This window comes from Phenylobacterium sp., assembly GCF_031181185.1.
Classification (GTDB): Bacteria; Pseudomonadota; Alphaproteobacteria; order Caulobacterales; family Caulobacteraceae; genus Phenylobacterium.
Genome location: NZ_JAPSKZ010000094.1, coordinates 1 through 14,681, shown reverse-complemented (window position 1 = coordinate 14,681; position 14,681 = coordinate 1). Strand labels below are relative to the sequence as shown.

The following is a 14,681-nucleotide window of genomic DNA, read 5'->3' as shown; positions in this document are numbered from 1 at the left end:
AGCCGGTTCGCCCGTCGGGGGCGTCCACCTCGATGGCGGCCAGGTTCGAGGCCACGCCGGGCTCGGCGTACAGCGGCTGGAAACCGGCGCAGCCGGAAAGCGCCAGGCCGGCGAGCGTGAGGGCGAGAAGCGCTGCCTTCGTCATGCGGCCACGATATTCACGATCCGGTCCTTGACCACAATGATCTTGCGGATCGTCAGGCCCTCGAGGCGCGATGCGATCTCGGCGTCGGCCAGCACGATCTTCTCGACGTCGGCCGGCTCGGCCCCGGCCGGCGCCGTGATCTCGCCGCGGCGCTTGCCGTTCACCTGAACGGGCAGGACCTTTATCGCATCTTCGGTGAGCGCCGGGTCGAACTCGGGCCAGGGCGCCTCCACGACCATGCCCTGGCCGCCGATGCGGGCCCAGCATTCCTCGGCCAGGTGCGGGGTGAACGGCGCGATCAGGCGGGCGAACGCCAGCAGGGCCTCGTGGCGCGCGGCCAGGATCACCGGGTCGCCATCGACAGGCGGCACGGCCTTCAGCGTGTTCACGAACTCGTACAGGCGCGCGATGCCGGAGTTGAAGCGGAAGCTGTCGATCGCCTCGGTCACCGCCTTGATCGTGCGGTGGGTCGCCCGGCGCAGCTCGGCGGCGGCGTCGGTGGCGTCCTCCAGCGCGTCCTTCCAGTCGATGCCGCCGGCCGGATGGGCGTCGAACTCGTCCCACACCCGGTTGACGAAGCGCCAGGCGCCTTGGACGCCGGCGCTGGACCATTGGAAGTCCCGCTCGGGCGGGCTGTCGGACAGCACGAACAGGCGCGCGGCGTCGACGCCATAGACTTCGAAGATCTCGCCCGGCGCGACCGTGTTGCGCTTGGATTTCGACATCTTCTCGACGTCGCCGATCACCAGCGGCTCGCCGCCATCGATCAGGCGGGCCGTGCGGGACTTGCCCTCAACGACGACCTCGACCTCGCCCGGTTCGACCCATTCGCCGCTCTGCCGGCGATAGGTCTCGTGGGTGACCATGCCCTGGGTGAACAGGCCGGCGAACGGCTCGCGCACGCTCAGCATGCCTTCGTCCGCCAGCGCCTTGGTGACGAAGCGGGCGTACAGCAGGTGGAGCACGGCGTGCTCGATGCCGCCGATGTACTGATCCACCGGCAGCCAGTAGTCGGCGGCGGCCTTGTCGATCGGCGCGTCGGCCTCCGGGTTGGCGAAACGGGCGAAGTACCAGGAGCTGTCCACGAAGGTGTCCAGCGTGTCGGTCTCGCGCGTCGCCGGCCCGCCGCAGTCGGGGCAGGTGGTGTGTTTCCAGGTCGGATGCCGCTCCAGCGCATTGCCCGACTTGCCGAACTCGATGTCGGCCGGGTGCGCGACGGGCAGCTGATCCTTCGGCACGGCGACCACGCCGCACTTCCCGCAGTGGACGATCGGGATCGGGCAGCCCCACGCGCGCTGTCGCGAGACGCCCCAGTCACGCAGGCGGTAGACCGTCGCGCCTTTGCCGTCGTCCTGGCGCTCGATCCGCTCGATGGCGGCCCCCTTGGCGGCCTCGATGTCCAGGCCGTCCAGGAAAGCCGAGTTGTAGATGGTCCCCGGACCGACGTACGCCTCGACGCCCACGTCGAAGGTCGCCGGATCCTCGCCCGGCGGCAGCACCACGGGCTTCACCGGCAGGCCGTACTTGCGGGCGAAGTCCAGGTCGCGCTGGTCGTGGGCGGGGCAGGCGAAGATCGCGCCCGTGCCGTAGTCCATCAGGATGAAGTTGGCGATCCAGACCGGCAGCTCCCAGGTCGGATCGAACGGGTGCTTTACGCGCAGGCCGGTGTCGTAGCCGATCTTCTCGGCGGTCTCGATCTCGGCTTCGGAAACCGCGCCCTTGCGGGCCTCGGCGATGAAGGCGGCCGCCTTGGGGTCCTGCGCCGCGATCATCTCGGCCAGCGGATGGTCCGGGGCGACGCCCACGAAGCTCGCGCCGTACAGGGTGTCAGGCCGGGTCGTGTAGACCTCGATGCCGCCCTCGTGGCCCTGCGGCGCCTGGCCGGCGAAGTGGAACCGGAAGCGGCAGCCCTTCGAGCGGCCGATCCAGTTCTCCTGCATGATCCGGACCTTCTCCGGCCACCGATCCAGCTTCTCCAGGTCGTCGACCAGCTGGTCGGCGTATTGGGTGATCTTCAGGAACCACTGGGACAGCTTGCGCTTCTCGACCGGCGCGCCCGAGCGCCAGCCGCGGCCGTCGACCACCTGCTCGTTGGCCAGCACCGTCTGGTCCACCGGGTCCCAGTTGACGACGCTCTCCTTGCGATAGACCAGGCCGCGCTTGAACAGCTCCAGGAACCAGGCCTGCTGCTTGCCGTAGTATTCGACATCGCAGGTCGCGAACTCGCGCGACCAGTCGATGGCCAGGCCCAGCTCCTTCAGCTCGGACCGCATCCGGTCGATGTTTTCGTAGGTCCAGGCCTTGGGATCGACGCCGCGCTCCATGGCGGCGTTCTCGGCCGGCAGGCCGAAGGCGTCCCAGCCCATGGGGTGCAGCACCGAGAAGCCGCGGGCGCGCTTGAAGCGGGCGATCACGTCACCCAGGGCGTAGTTGCGCACATGGCCCATGTGCAGGCGTCCCGACGGGTACGGGAACATCTCCAGCACGTAGTACTTGGGCTTGGACTTGTCCGCGACGGCACGGAACGCCTGGGCGTCGTCCCAGCGCTTACGCCACTTGGGTTCGGTTTCTTTGGGGTTGTAGCGGGCCATGGGCGGGCCTTTGGACAGGAGTTGGACTTCCGGTCAACGGCCCGTTGCAGGCGCGTCGACGATCGAACGCGGGGATCAGCCCCGGATGTTCGAAAGTCGAAGCTGGCGCGCGCGCGTCAGGATGGCGTTCTCGATGTCCGCCTCGGTCTGGGTCGCGGCCGGCGCGTCCACCCAGTTTCCGGCGGCGTCGCGGGTCTGCTTGAACACCGCGACGTTCAGGCCGTCGGCGCGCAGGCGCGAGTCCAGGATGTAGACCGTGCACTTGAAGCGCTCGTCAGGCTTTTCCGGATTGATGTACCAGTCGGTGATGATCACGCCGCCGTAGGGGTCGGCCGAGGCCAGCGGCATGAACGACAGGGTGTCGAGCGTCGCGCGCCAGAGGTAGCCGTTCACCGCTATGGCGGTGTTGGCTGGAGCTTCGACCCGGCCGCCGCCGGTAAACGGCAGACGGGGGCCGCTCGAGCACGCGGCCAGGCTCAGGGCGCCCAGCCCCACGGCGCTCACCAGCAGGCCACGCTTCCACTCACCGCGCACAAACGGCATATGCATCCGTCTCCAAAGATCTTTCCGCGACGCATGGCGCCACGGCGCCGCCCCGCGCCGGGCCCTCTATAACAATGCGGCCACCGGCGCCAAACAGGAATCGCGTGGCCGAAGCGCCACATGTCCCGGCCAACTCGCGCGCCATGGACCCCTGCGGCCCTGGAGTCGGTTGACCTGTTCCCTTGCGCTTCTCTAATCGCTCTCGAGATCGCGAACCTGTGCAGTGGCTTAGAGCCGCCAGGGGCTGCGATGACGGGGCTTAGGGGCTATATGTTGCGTATGACGGTTGGTCGTACAGTTGCGTTGATCGCTGCGACCGCGCTTCTCGGCGCGGTGGCCGGCGGCGCGCACGCGGCCGACAAGAGCAAACGCATCGACTTCACGGTGAAGTCCGAGCCGGCGGCGGCCGCGCCGGGCTCTGGCCGCATCCAGAAGTATGACGCCAGCAAGGGCCGCTTCGGCCTTACGCTCGGCGTGAAGCAGACCGAGTCGCGGGAAGCGACCCCGAACGACGTGCAGGCCGGGGCCTACTTCCGGATCACGCCATCTCTGCGGGTCGGCGGTTCGGTTGCCCTGGGCGAGCAAGAGATCACGCCCCGGTTCAACCAGGCCCGCCCGGCCGACCAGCCGAAGGTCCGGCTCGAAACCGCCTTCAAGTTCTAAGCGCGTCGACCGCTGCGAGACCGACGAGGCCCGCGTCCCTGAGACGACGGGCCGTTTTGTTGTTCACCCCGCCCAGCGCATAGGCTGGCCGTCCCGCCGCCCGGACCAGGGCTGACAGGCGCACCGGACCCAGCGGCCAGCTGGCCGAGGGGCTGCGCGAGGGGAAGGCGGCGGAGATCACCACGGCGTCGGCGCCCGGAACGCGGGCCGCGGCCAGCGAGTGGGCGGCCGCCGTCACGATCCAACCCGGGTTCGCGCGCTTCAGCGACGCCGCCCGGTGCGCCAGGCGCTCAGGCAGGTGGACGCCGTCGGCGCCGACGCGCCGCGCCAGGGCCGCGTCCTGGCCGATCAGCAGCATCAGGCCGCCCGAGCGGACCACCGCCTTCAACTGGAGGGCTGTGGCCTCGGCGTCGGGCGCGCCGAAGCTGCGGTAGACGATGCCTGCCCCCTTCGGCAGCGCGCGAGCCGCGGCGACGGGATCGGGCGTGCGCGCCGGATCGGTGAAGAACAGCAGGGCCGGCAACCCGCTCCGTTGGGCCTTTCGCAGGCCTCGCCGGGCCGGTAAGAGCCGGGCCGTCCGCTCCAGGGTCCAGAACGTGTCCGAGATGACCGCGCCTCCCGCCTACTCCGACGTCGTGGCCCGGATCGCCCGCGCCGCGCAAGCCTGCGGCCGCGATCCGGCCGAGGTGAGCCTGGTTGCGGTTTCCAAGCAACAGCCCTGGGAAGCGGTCGAACCGGTGCTGGCGGCCGGCCAGAGGGTGTTCGGCGAGAACCGCGTGCAGGAGGCGATGGCGCGCTGGGACGGCAAGGCGGACGGCCTCACCCTGCACTTGATCGGCCCGCTGCAGTCGAACAAGGCCAAGGAGGCCGTCGCGTTCTTCGACGTGATCGAGAGCCTGGACCGCGACAAGCTGGCCCGAGCGCTGGCGGAGCAGGTGCAGAAGCAGGGCCGCACGCCAAGGCTCTATGTGCAGGTGAACACCGGCGAGGAGCCGCAGAAGGCCGGCGTCATCCCGGCCGAAGCGGACGCCTTCATCGCCACCTGCCGAAAGGACTACGGCTTCGAACTCGAGGGCCTGATGTGCATCCCGCCGGCGCACGAGCCGGCAGGGCCGCACTTCGCCTTGCTGGCCAAGGTCGCCCAGCGCAACGGTCTGTCGAAGCTCTCCATGGGGATGAGCGACGACTTCGAGACGGCGATCCGCTTCGGCGCCACCAGCGTCCGCGTCGGTTCGGCGGTGTTCGGCGCCCGAAGCGGCTAGGCCGGCTTCGGCCGCGGCCATAGCTGGTCGGGCGGAGTCATGGTCACTTGGCCGGCGAAGGTGCGGATGCGTTCGGGCGAGAGCTTTCCGGTCTTGGCCGCATCCTCCATCCAGCGCGCGATGTTCCCGCCTGTGCGGTCGTAGCCCTCGGCCTTGAGCATGCCGTAGAGGGCGGCCGCCAGCACATGCATGCCGTCGTCGGCCTTGCTCCAACGCTCAGCGGGGTCGCGGGCGACGCCCAGACGCTCGGAGACGATCTGGTCCAGGGCCTCGACCGTGTCCTCGTTGAGGATGCCGTCCATGGAATTGTAGCCGAAGTCTGGATTGTGCTCCTTCAGCACCCGCTGCATCAGCTCGTCCTTCTCCAGCACCGCGAGCGCCGCCGTGGCCGCCGGCCCGTCCATCGGGAACGGCGGGTGCAGCATCTCGTGGGCGACGATCCGGACCACGTTTTCCGGCGCGTAGTCGAAGTGCGACAGCGAGCGCTGGATCCCGGCGCTGACCCCCATCGGCTTGGAGAACCACAGCAGGACGACGGTGATGGTCGGCATCAGCGGCCGGCCGATCAGCCGCTCCTGCTCCGCGATCACGTCGTACTTGGCGAGAGCCGCCGTGAGCTCGGCGGGCCGCGTCTTGAGCTTTTCCGCCACCAGCCCGCGCCGGAAACCCACGAAGTCGGCGTCGCGCAGCCCCGCGAGCGCGGCGTGCAGGTCCTGGCGGTTGTCGCTGACGAAGCCCCAGACCTTCTCGTCCCAGTGACTGCTGGCGCGGAACGCCGGCAGCACCCGCGTCTCGGGCGCCTCGAGCGAGACCAGCAGGTCCTCGATGCGGTCGGTCGGACCGTACGACAGGAAGTTCGCGACCGTCGGCCACAGCAGCTTGCCCGTGGCGTCAGCCTTGGCCTGGGCGCGGTCCAGCGCGGCTTTCGCGGCCGCCGAATAGCGGGGCTGGAAGGCGGCGAGTTCGTCCTTGTAGCGGCCGACGTGGATCGGCTTGCCCGAGAGCGGGCCGAGGAAGGCGATGGCGTCGAAGCCGTCCGAGCTGGTGACCACCCAGCGCGTCCGGATCGACGCCGGGGTCTGGGCGACGGCGGAGCCGGCGAAGGGAAGGGCGGCGGCGGCGGTGAGGAAGGCGCGTCTGTGCATGCGCCTCTAGATGGCGCCTGAGAGAACCTCGGTCTTGAACGGATTTGACCTGCGCCAGGCGCCGGGCGGCCGGCCGGTGAGCGCAACCACCGCGCGCGTCATGTGCGCCTGGTCCGAGAAGCCGGTGGCCTGGGCGATCTCGGCGAGGGACAGCTCCCCAGACAGGCTGGACGCCAGAGCTGCGCGCGCCCGCACCTCGCGCCCATAGGCGAGCGGCCCTTCGCCGAACACCTGCCGGAAGCCGCGGGCCACATGCTCGGCCGACAGGCCGTGCGCGCGCGACCAGTCTCCGATCCGGACGGGGCCCTCCCTCAGCGCGGCCGCCAGGAGGTCGGGCCAGTCGCTGGGCGGCGAGCGGGCGGGTCGATGCTGGTCGACCAGCAGCGCGACGGCGGCCGACACGTCGCGCTCGGCGGCCCGGGCGATGGAGTCGGGATCCGTGACCGCCCCGAAGGCCGGCAGGGCCTGATGCGGCAGCGGGAGGTTCACGACGAGGGCGCCGGCCGGCGGCGTGCGGTTCAGGTGGGCCTCGAACGCGCCATGCACGATGACGTCGCCGGGCCCCACGATCCGACGACCGTTGTCGCCAGCCTCCTCGTAGGTTCCGGCGAGCACGACTGCGGCGTAGCCGTGATCGTGCCGATGTCGGGGCAACTGGCCCCCGGCCACATGCTGCCGCGGGGGCGGCAGCGTCACGGGCGGATCTCGACGGCGTCGCCGGGCTGCGCCTTGGCCAGCAGCTCTTCCAGGTCGGCGCGCTCGACCGCGACGCAGCCTTCGGTGGGCGGAAAGCCCGGCCGGCACAGATGCAGGAAGATGCACGAGCCCAACCCAGGAACCACCGGATCGTCGTTGTGCCCCAGCACGACCACGATGTCGTAGACATCGTCGTCGCGCCAAAGGCGCTCTGCGCTGGCCGGGTAGGGCAGCGTGACGTGGCGGTTGTAGGCCGGATCGGCGGGGTCGTCGCACCAGCCGTCGGCCTCGGTCATGGCGTGGACTTGCAGGGCGCAGGCGGGCGGCGGGCCCTTGTCGGGACGGTACCAGACCTCGCGGATCGGCCACACGCCGGCGGGCGAGGCCTGATCGCCTTCGCGCTTGTCCGCGGCGGGCTTCACCCCGGCCGGACCCAGCGCGCAGCGCACCTTCCGGTCGCCCAAATCCAGCCAGCCGTCAGCGGTCGCCGTGAAGATCAAAGTCGCAAACCCTTTGCCCGACACCCTGCATATGGTGTTTGTTTCAAGAATGGCTCAACGCAAGACCCTCCTCATCGTCGACGACGACCAGGACCTTCGCGGGGCGATCGCCGAACAGCTCCAGGCCGAAGGCTTCGAAACGGTCGAGGCCTCCACCGCCGGCGAGGGTGTGACACGGGCGTCCGAGACCCGGCCCGACCTCGTGCTGCTCGACGTCGATCTTCCCGACATGGACGGCCGCCAGGCCTGCCGGCAGATGCGCCAGAACGGCGTCGCCGCCCCGGTGATCATGCTGACGGCGGCATCCGGAGATGACGACACGGTCATGGGGCTGGAGGCCGGCGCCAACGACTACGTCACCAAGCCCTACAAGTTCGCCGTGTTGCTGGCCCGCATCCGAGCCCAGCTGCGCAGTCACGAGCATTCGGAAGGGGCGGTGTTCCGGCTGGGCGCCTACGAGTTCCGACCCGCGGCCAAGATGCTGGTCGACGAAAAGCAGAAAAAGATCCGGCTGACGGAAAAAGAGACCAACATCCTGAAGTACCTCTACCGAGCCGGCGAGAAGGCCGTTTCGCGCGAGGAGCTGCTGGCCGAGGTCTGGGGCTACAACGCCGGGGTGACGACGCACACCCTGGAGACCCACGTCTACCGCCTGCGCCAGAAGATCGAGCCCGATCCGGCGAACGCCAAGCTGCTGCTGACGGAAGCCGGCGGCTACAAGCTGGCGCCTTAGACGCCTACAGCACCAGATCGGCGCTGACGGGCGCGTGGTCGCTCGGGCGCTCCCAGGCGCGGACATCCTCGTGGACGCGGCTGGCCGCAGCGCCCAGCCGGAAGGCCGCGTCGCGCAGGCCGGGCGTCACCAGGATATGATCCAGGCGCAGGCCACGGTTCGACGCGCGGAAGTCGGCAGCGCGGTAGCTCCACCAGGAGGCCATCTTCACCGGCTCTGGCGTGGTCTCGCGCGGCAGATCGATGAAGTGCAGCGACGCCTTCAGCTTGCCGAACGCCTCCACCTCGATCGGCGTGTGGCTGACGATCTTCGACATGTAGCGGTGGTTCCAGACGTCGAATTCGCCGGGCGCGACATTCAGATCGCCGACGACGGCGAGCGGCGCCTTCGGACCACGCTTGGAGAGCTCGGCGGTCAGCTTCTCGTAGAAGTCGAGCTTGTGGTCGAACTTGGGGTTCTGCTCCCGGTCGGGCAGGTCGCCGCCGGCCGGGATGTAGAAGTTGTGAATCTCGACGCCGGCGACCTTAGCGCCGACGCAGCGGGCGTGACCCTCGCGGCAGACGTCCAGCTTGGGCGCGTCTTCGATCGGCAGGCGCGAGGCGATGGCGACGCCATGCCAGCCCTTCTGGCCCGCGATGCGCACGTGCGGCAGGCCCATCTCGACGAAGGCGTTCAGCGGGAATTCGCCCTCGCGGCACTTGATCTCCTGCAGGCACAGGACGTCGGGCGCCTGTTCCTGCACGAAGCGGGCGACCTGCTCGACGCGCAGGCGGACGGAGTTGACGTTCCAGGTGCAGAGGCGAAGGCGCATGCCGGCTACTTAGGCGTTCGCGGCCGCTTCGGGAACGCGGCGTAAAGAAACGCCCGGGCGATGGCTGCGCCCGGGCGTTGGAAGTTGTCTCTCATGCCGCCGCCGGGAGGGGATAGGTTCCGGCACGGACACGCCCGCGCATCGGCGCGAGCGACGTAGTGGCAATATCGCAACAGTATGACAGAAAGTCAAAGGCCGAGGTCGTTTCCCACCGGTAAAGCTTGCGTGTGCCTAACGCATCACACCTTGCCGCGGCCAACGTTCTTCGGGCGGGGATCCTTCAGCACGAACAGCGAGCCGGCCAGGCCCGAGGTCCGCTCCAGGTTCTGCAGCTGCACGCGGGTCTGACGATTCTGGGCGTCGGTGATCGTCCAGCCGGTGAGCGCGAGCTGCGGCGCCTCGCGGAAGTGCAAGGTGATCTGGCCGGCGGTGCGCTTGTTCCCGTCGCGGGCGGTGATCGAGAAGCCATCGGCGAGCCGGGAGACGCGGGTGACCGTCACGCCGCGATCCAGTCGAATGTTCTTGGCCAGGAAGACCGACAGCGGCGTCGCCGAGAGCGGGTACCTGTCGAAGGTCTTCAGCCGCGCATCGTGCACCGCCACGGTGCCGCCGTCCGAGACGACAAGCAGGCCGGACGGGTCGTCGTAGTCGAACCGGGCCTTGCCCGGCCGCTTCAGGAACACCTGGCCGCCGATGGCGCGGCCGCGGGCGTCGGTCTGGACGAAACGGGCCTTAGCCTCGGTCAACTCCTGGAGGTAGGCGGCGGCGCGGTCCACCAGCGCCTTGTCGGCGACCGACAGGCCGCCTTGCGCAAAGGCGGGGCCGGCGAGCGGGGCGGCGCAGAGCGCCAAAGCCAGGCTGCGGCGGGTCAGGGTCATCGAGAACTCCATGCGCAGGTTTCCTATCGCACGCCAGCGGCGGCAATAGGGCTCAAATAGGGTAGGCGGCTGCAACGCCGAAGCTTGAGCGGGTGTTCCGAAGCCATGGGCGCGATCGAGGACCTGGAACGGCGGATGGCCGAGGCGGCGGAGGCGGGCGATTTCGAGACCGCCGCCCTGCTGCGCGACGCCATCGCGCGGCTCAAGAGCGGCGAGAGCAACCTGGTCGAGCAGGCGCCGGGCCGCATGGGCCTGGGCTCGAGCCAGGAGATCTACCGCCGCGATCCATCGAAGCCGCTGCCGAAGAAGCCGGACCTGATGACCAAGGGCGTGAAACCCGGCGGTCGGCGGCGCTCCTAGGGCGCCGCGCTGGCCAGGATCTCGCGCTTGCCGGCGTGGTTGGCGGGGCCGACGACGCCTTCCTGCTCCATCCGCTCCATGATCGAGGCGGCGCGGTTGTAGCCGATCTGCAGCCGGCGCTGGATGTAGCTGGTCGAGGCCTTGCCATCGCGGGTGACGATGGCCACGGCGCGGTCGTACAGGTCGTTGGAATCGCCCGTGTCGCCGCCGAAGCCCAGGTTCGGGCCCTCGTCGCCCTCCTCCTCGCCGCCGGCGGTGACTTCCTCGAGGTACTGAGGCGTGCCCTGTTCGCGCAGAAACTTGGCCACCGCCTCGACCTCGCCGTCGGAGACGAACGGGCCGTGAAGACGGGTGATGCGGCCGCCGCCGGCCATGTAGAGCATGTCGCCCTGGCCCAGCAGCTGTTCGGCGCCTTGCTCGCCCAGAATGGTGCGGCTGTCGATCTTGGACGTGACCTGGAAGCTGATCCGGGTCGGGAAGTTGGCCTTGATGGTGCCGGTGATCACGTCCACCGACGGCCGTTGCGTCGCCATAATCAGGTGGATGCCGGCGGCGCGGGCCATCTGGGCCAGCCGCTGGACGGCGCCTTCGATGTCCTTGCCGGCGACCATCATCAGGTCGGCCACCTCGTCGATGATCACGACCAGGTAGGGCATGGGCTCGGGCACGATCTTCTCGGACTCGAAGATGGGCCGGCCGGCGTCGTCGAACCCGGTCTGCACCGTCCGCTCGAAATGCTCGCCGCGGGCGACGGCCTCGCGGGCGCGTTCGTTGTAGGAGGCCACGTTGCGGACGCCGATCTTCGACATCCGGCGGTAGCGGTCCTCCATCTCGCGCACCGTCCACTTCAGCGCGACGATGGCCTTCTTCGGATCGGTGACGACGGGCGCCAGGAGGTGCGGGATGCCGTCGTAGACCGACAGTTCCAGCATCTTGGGGTCGATCATGATCAGCCGGCACTGCTCGGGCGGCAGCCGGTACAGGATCGACAGGATCATGGCGTTGACGCCCACCGACTTGCCCGAGCCGGTGGTGCCGGCGATCAGCAGGTGGGGCATTTTGGAGAGGTCGGCGATGTAGGGCTCGCCGCCGATGGTCTCGCCCAGCACCACGGGCAGGTTCTGGCCGCCGCGCTCGTACTCGGGCGCTGCCAGCAGCTCGCGCAGATAGACGGTCTCCCGGCGCTGGTTCGGCAGCTCGATGCCGATCGCGTTGCGGCCCGACACCACCGAGACGCGGCAGGCGGCGACGCTCATGGAGCGGGCGATGTCGTCGGCCAGGGCCACCACGCGGGCCGATTTCACGCCGGCGGCGGGCACCAGCTCGTAGAGGGTGACGACCGGGCCCGGGCGGATCTGGTCCACCTGGCCGCGCACGCCGAACTCGGCCAGGACGCTCTCCAGCAGCTGGGCGTTCTGGCGCAGCGCGCCTTCGTCGAACTGGGCGGCGCGGGCGGGCGCCTTGGCCAGCATGGACAGCTCGGGCAGCTTGAAACCGCCGGGCTGGACGAACTCGAAGGTGGCCTGGGCTTCCTTCTGCTCGCGAACGCTCTCCTTGGGCGGAGCCTTGGGCGCCTTGACCTTGGGCTCGGAGCCCAGAGCGATCGGGGCCATGGCCGGCGCGGCCGGCGTCTCGTCGGCGTCGAAGGCGGGCTCGTCGGGGATGACGCTGTCCAACGGTCGGCGGCGCGCGGCCCGGACGGGCTTGGCGGGCTTCTCGGGCCGGGCGGCCTTGAGCTTGGGTTCGAAGGCGCGCGCCAGGCCGTGGCTCGCCGCGCGCAGGTCGACGCGGGAGAGGCCGATCGCGTAACCGAACGCGACCACGCCGCCCAGCGCAAGCGCGACGCCGGCGACCATCTCCGCGAAGGGGATGCGGGCATATGCGACGAGCCCAGAGAGCCCCGCCAGCAGGCTATCGCCCCAGAAGCCGCCGAGGCCCTTGGCCAGCGGCCAGGCCACCGGGGGGGATGGCCAGGCCAGCGCGCCCGCGACGGTCAGCACGCCCAGGAAGCCCAGCACGGCGCGCAGGCGCAGCCGGGTGCGGTTGGCGTCAGGCGTAGGATCGGCCACGCGCGACAGGCCCAGCACCACGACGAGCAGCGCGAGCAGGCCCGCGGCGACGCCCAGCGACTGCACGCCGATGTCGGCCAGGAGCGCGCCGCCGCCGCCGAGCGCGTTCTTCGGCGGCTCGCCGCTGGCCGCGTTCAGGCTGGGATCGGCGGCGTGGTAGGTCGCAAAGGCCACGGCGAGGATCACGCCGACGGCGGCCGTCGCCCCGCCGCGCACCCGCGCGGTGTTGGGGTGGGCCCACACGAGCTTGGCGATATGGAGGATCAGCTCCATGCCGGTCTTCCGCGCCGCCCGCGCCATGCCTGTCAGATCCCCTGGTCGAACCTTCGCCTGAAGGTCCTGTTTGGCCGGGCAGGCGTTAACGGGCGTTTACCAAGGCGGCGCGTCCGTTGCGGCGGCTTGCCGCTTCCGCTCGCGCGGCCGCCGCATTAGGGTCGCGCGCCATGAACTGGACCATGCCCCGCCCCGTGCTGCAGATCGTCGCCGCCGTCATCGGCGTCGCCGCCGTGGGGTCGTTCTCGATCGGGATCCTGACGGCCGACGCGCCGGCCAAGCTGCCCGGCGAGCGCCAGACGGGGGGCTATGGCCAGGCGATCGAGGCGCAGGAGGCGACCCCCCTCGCCCAGGAGCGGATCGAGGGCCCGCCGCCGCCGCCCGAGCTGACGCCCGAGGAAAAGGCCAAGCAGGAGGCCGAAAAGAAGGCCAAGGAAGACGCCGCCCGCGCCAAGGCCGAGGCGGACGCCGCTGCCAACGGGCTGCCGCAGCTGGCCCCGCCGCCGTCCGACCAGATCGGCGCGGTGCTCGAAAAGGCGCGTCCGGCTCCGCCGCCCCCACCGGAAGAGCCGCTGTTCTAGAATCGGCAGGCTGCGTCGCGCCGGCTGGGAACCCATGGCCAAGCTGCACGTCTAGGCGTGGTCCCCCGCGGAACCGCCGCCGAGATCGACGATGGCCGAGCGCTTCATGAAACGGCTCTCCGTCCGCCGCCTCACGGCTGGCGAACGGGCGCTGGCGGCCGAGATGTTCGGCGAGCGGCTGGACGCCGCGCGCGTGCGCCTGCTGGCCATACCGCTGTGGAACCGCGCGTTCGTCGCAGGTCCCGGCCTGATCGTCTGGCCGGCCACCTCCGCGCGCCCTGATTTCTCGGCGCCCGACGTGCCGCTGCGGACCCAGGCGGTGTTCGTCCACGAGCTGACCCACGTCTGGCAGGCGCAGAACGGTGTGTCGCTGATCCTGGGCAAGCTGAAGGCCGGCGACGGGGCGCAGTCCTACGCCTACGATCTCTCGGGCGAGCGGGCCTTCGCCGACCTCAACATCGAGCAACAGGCGATGGTCGTGGAGCACGCCTTCGTAGCCTCGCGGGGCGGCCGGACGCCGCATCCGGCGGAACTCTACGCGAACGCCCGTTCGAACTGGCGGGGCGCTTGAGCCATGTCCTTGATGCGATTAGGGACATTCCCACTTGCAGGGCCCCCATCTTTCCCCATATCGGCTGGCGACGCTGGTTCCCGCGAACGTAAAGCTTCGAGGAGCCAGCCGGGACCTGATCGAACCGGGGGCGTCGCAACAGAAGGGCGCTTCACAAGAAGGCCCACCCGCGTCGTCCGCCAACAAGGAGCGAGCAAGACTCTCAAATGAGCAAGATCATCGGCATTGACCTCGGCACCACGAACTCGTGCGTCGCCATCATGGACGGCAAGACGCCGAAGGTGATCGAGAACGCCGAAGGCGCGCGGACCACGCCGTCCGTCGTGGCCTTCATGGAAGACGGCGAGCGTCTGGTCGGCCAGCCGGCCAAGCGCCAGGCGGTGACCAACCCCGCCAACACGTTCTTCGCGATCAAGCGGCTGATCGGCCGCAACTTCTCGGACCCGATGGTCGAGAAGGACAAGGGCATGGTGCCCTATGAGATCGTCAAGGGTCCCACGGGCGACGCCTGGGTGCGCGCCCACGGCAAGGACTATTCGCCCCAGCAGATCTCCGCCTTCATCCTGCAGAAGATGAAGGAAGCCGCCGAGCAGCACCTCGGCGAGAAGGTCGAGAAGGCGGTCATCACCGTTCCGGCCTACTTCAACGACGCCCAGCGCCAGGCGACCAAGGACGCGGGCAAGATCGCGGGCCTGGAAGTCCTGCGCATCATCAACGAGCCGACCGCCGCGGCACTCGCCTACGGGCTCGAGAAGAACGAAGGCAAGAAGATCGCGGTCTACGACCTGGGCGGCGGCACCTTCGACGTGTCGATCCTGGAGATCGGCGACGGCGTGTTCGAGGTGAAGTCGACGAACGGC

16 protein-coding genes are annotated in these 14,681 nt (G+C 69.7%); 7 read left to right on the top strand and 9 right to left on the bottom strand.

Translation table 11 applies throughout. From position 1 onward, the window contains the following. Positions 1–141 precede the first annotated feature (141 nt). Positions 142–2,736: a leucine--tRNA ligase gene (gene leuS, locus RIF93_RS12625; protein WP_309091806.1), complete on the bottom strand. Its 2,595-nt coding sequence runs from the start codon at positions 2,734–2,736 to the stop codon at positions 142–144. 75 nt (positions 2,737–2,811) lie between these two features. Further along, a complete protein-coding gene (locus RIF93_RS12620) occupies positions 2,812–3,279 on the bottom strand; it encodes a DUF3576 domain-containing protein (protein WP_309091807.1) in 468 nt (155 codons plus the stop codon). A gap of 303 nt (positions 3,280–3,582) precedes the next feature. Here RIF93_RS12620 and RIF93_RS12615 point away from each other — a divergent pair, with 303 nt between their 5' ends. After that, positions 3,583–3,942, top strand: a complete 360-nt coding sequence (locus RIF93_RS12615) for an NtrZ family periplasmic regulatory protein (protein WP_309091805.1) — start codon at positions 3,583–3,585, stop codon at positions 3,940–3,942. Here the strand turns inward: RIF93_RS12615 and RIF93_RS12610 are convergent. After that, the gene (locus tag RIF93_RS12610; RefSeq protein ID WP_309091804.1) at positions 3,932–4,465 is read right to left on the bottom strand and encodes a thiamine phosphate synthase; all 534 of its coding nucleotides are present in this window, start codon (positions 4,463–4,465) and stop codon (positions 3,932–3,934) included. The genes RIF93_RS12615 and RIF93_RS12610 overlap by 11 nt on opposite strands. Before the next feature lie 82 nt (positions 4,466–4,547). On the opposite strand from RIF93_RS12610, the gene RIF93_RS12605 reads away from it, so the two are divergent. Further along, positions 4,548–5,204: a YggS family pyridoxal phosphate-dependent enzyme gene (locus RIF93_RS12605; protein WP_309091803.1), complete on the top strand. Its 657-nt coding sequence runs from the start codon at positions 4,548–4,550 to the stop codon at positions 5,202–5,204. Here RIF93_RS12605 and RIF93_RS12600 read toward each other — a convergent pair. Genes RIF93_RS12600 through RIF93_RS12590 form a run of 3 tightly spaced genes read right to left on the bottom strand, consistent with a single transcriptional unit; the run spans position 5,201 to position 7,545 of the window. Continuing rightward, positions 5,201–6,349 (bottom strand): hypothetical protein, encoded by a 1,149-nt coding sequence (locus RIF93_RS12600; protein ID WP_309091802.1) that lies wholly within the window; start codon positions 6,347–6,349, stop codon positions 5,201–5,203. The genes RIF93_RS12605 and RIF93_RS12600 overlap by 4 nt on opposite strands. Positions 6,350–6,355: 6 nt before the next feature. After that, positions 6,356–7,045, bottom strand: coding sequence for an AraC family transcriptional regulator (locus RIF93_RS12595; RefSeq protein WP_309091801.1), 690 nt, complete (start codon positions 7,043–7,045; stop codon positions 6,356–6,358). Then, a complete protein-coding gene (locus tag RIF93_RS12590) occupies positions 7,042–7,545 on the bottom strand; it encodes a L,D-transpeptidase family protein (RefSeq protein ID WP_309091800.1) in 504 nt (167 codons plus the stop codon). Before RIF93_RS12590 ends, RIF93_RS12595 begins: the two co-directional genes overlap by 4 nt. A 49-nt stretch (positions 7,546–7,594) precedes the next feature. Between RIF93_RS12590 and RIF93_RS12585 the strand changes: the two genes are divergently transcribed. Continuing rightward, positions 7,595–8,278: a response regulator transcription factor gene (locus tag RIF93_RS12585; protein ID WP_309091799.1), complete on the top strand. Its 684-nt coding sequence runs from the start codon at positions 7,595–7,597 to the stop codon at positions 8,276–8,278. A 4-nt stretch (positions 8,279–8,282) separates the two neighbouring features. Here the strand turns inward: RIF93_RS12585 and RIF93_RS12580 are convergent, their stop codons facing one another. Further along, positions 8,283–9,089 (bottom strand): exodeoxyribonuclease III, encoded by an 807-nt coding sequence (locus RIF93_RS12580; protein WP_309091798.1) that lies wholly within the window; start codon positions 9,087–9,089, stop codon positions 8,283–8,285. Positions 9,090–9,328: 239 nt separating this feature from the next. After that, positions 9,329–9,979, bottom strand: coding sequence for an outer-membrane lipoprotein carrier protein LolA (locus RIF93_RS12575; RefSeq protein ID WP_309091797.1), 651 nt, complete (start codon positions 9,977–9,979; stop codon positions 9,329–9,331). Positions 9,980–10,072: 93 nt separating this feature from the next. Between RIF93_RS12575 and RIF93_RS12570 the strand changes: the two genes are divergently transcribed. Next, complete coding sequence (locus RIF93_RS12570) at positions 10,073–10,327, top strand: UvrB/UvrC motif-containing protein (protein ID WP_309091796.1); 255 nt, start codon at positions 10,073–10,075, stop codon at positions 10,325–10,327. On the opposite strand, the gene RIF93_RS12565 is transcribed toward RIF93_RS12570, so the two are convergent. Then, on the bottom strand, positions 10,324–12,696 hold the full coding sequence (locus tag RIF93_RS12565) for a DNA translocase FtsK 4TM domain-containing protein (protein ID WP_309091795.1): 2,373 nt from the start codon (positions 12,694–12,696) through the stop codon (positions 10,324–10,326). The genes RIF93_RS12570 and RIF93_RS12565 overlap by 4 nt on opposite strands. A gap of 143 nt (positions 12,697–12,839) precedes the next feature. Here RIF93_RS12565 and RIF93_RS12560 point away from each other — a divergent pair, with 143 nt between their 5' ends. The 3 genes from RIF93_RS12560 to RIF93_RS12550 form a co-directional block, all read left to right on the top strand. Beyond that, complete coding sequence (locus tag RIF93_RS12560) at positions 12,840–13,250, top strand: hypothetical protein (RefSeq protein ID WP_309091794.1); 411 nt, start codon at positions 12,840–12,842, stop codon at positions 13,248–13,250. Positions 13,251–13,356: 106 nt separating this feature from the next. Continuing rightward, positions 13,357–13,821: a hypothetical protein gene (locus RIF93_RS12555; RefSeq protein ID WP_309091793.1), complete on the top strand. Its 465-nt coding sequence runs from the start codon at positions 13,357–13,359 to the stop codon at positions 13,819–13,821. Positions 13,822–14,027: 206 nt separating this feature from the next. Next, positions 14,028–14,681, top strand: a 654-nt coding sequence (locus RIF93_RS12550) for an Hsp70 family protein (protein ID WP_309091792.1), incomplete at its 3' end; no start/stop codon positions are given.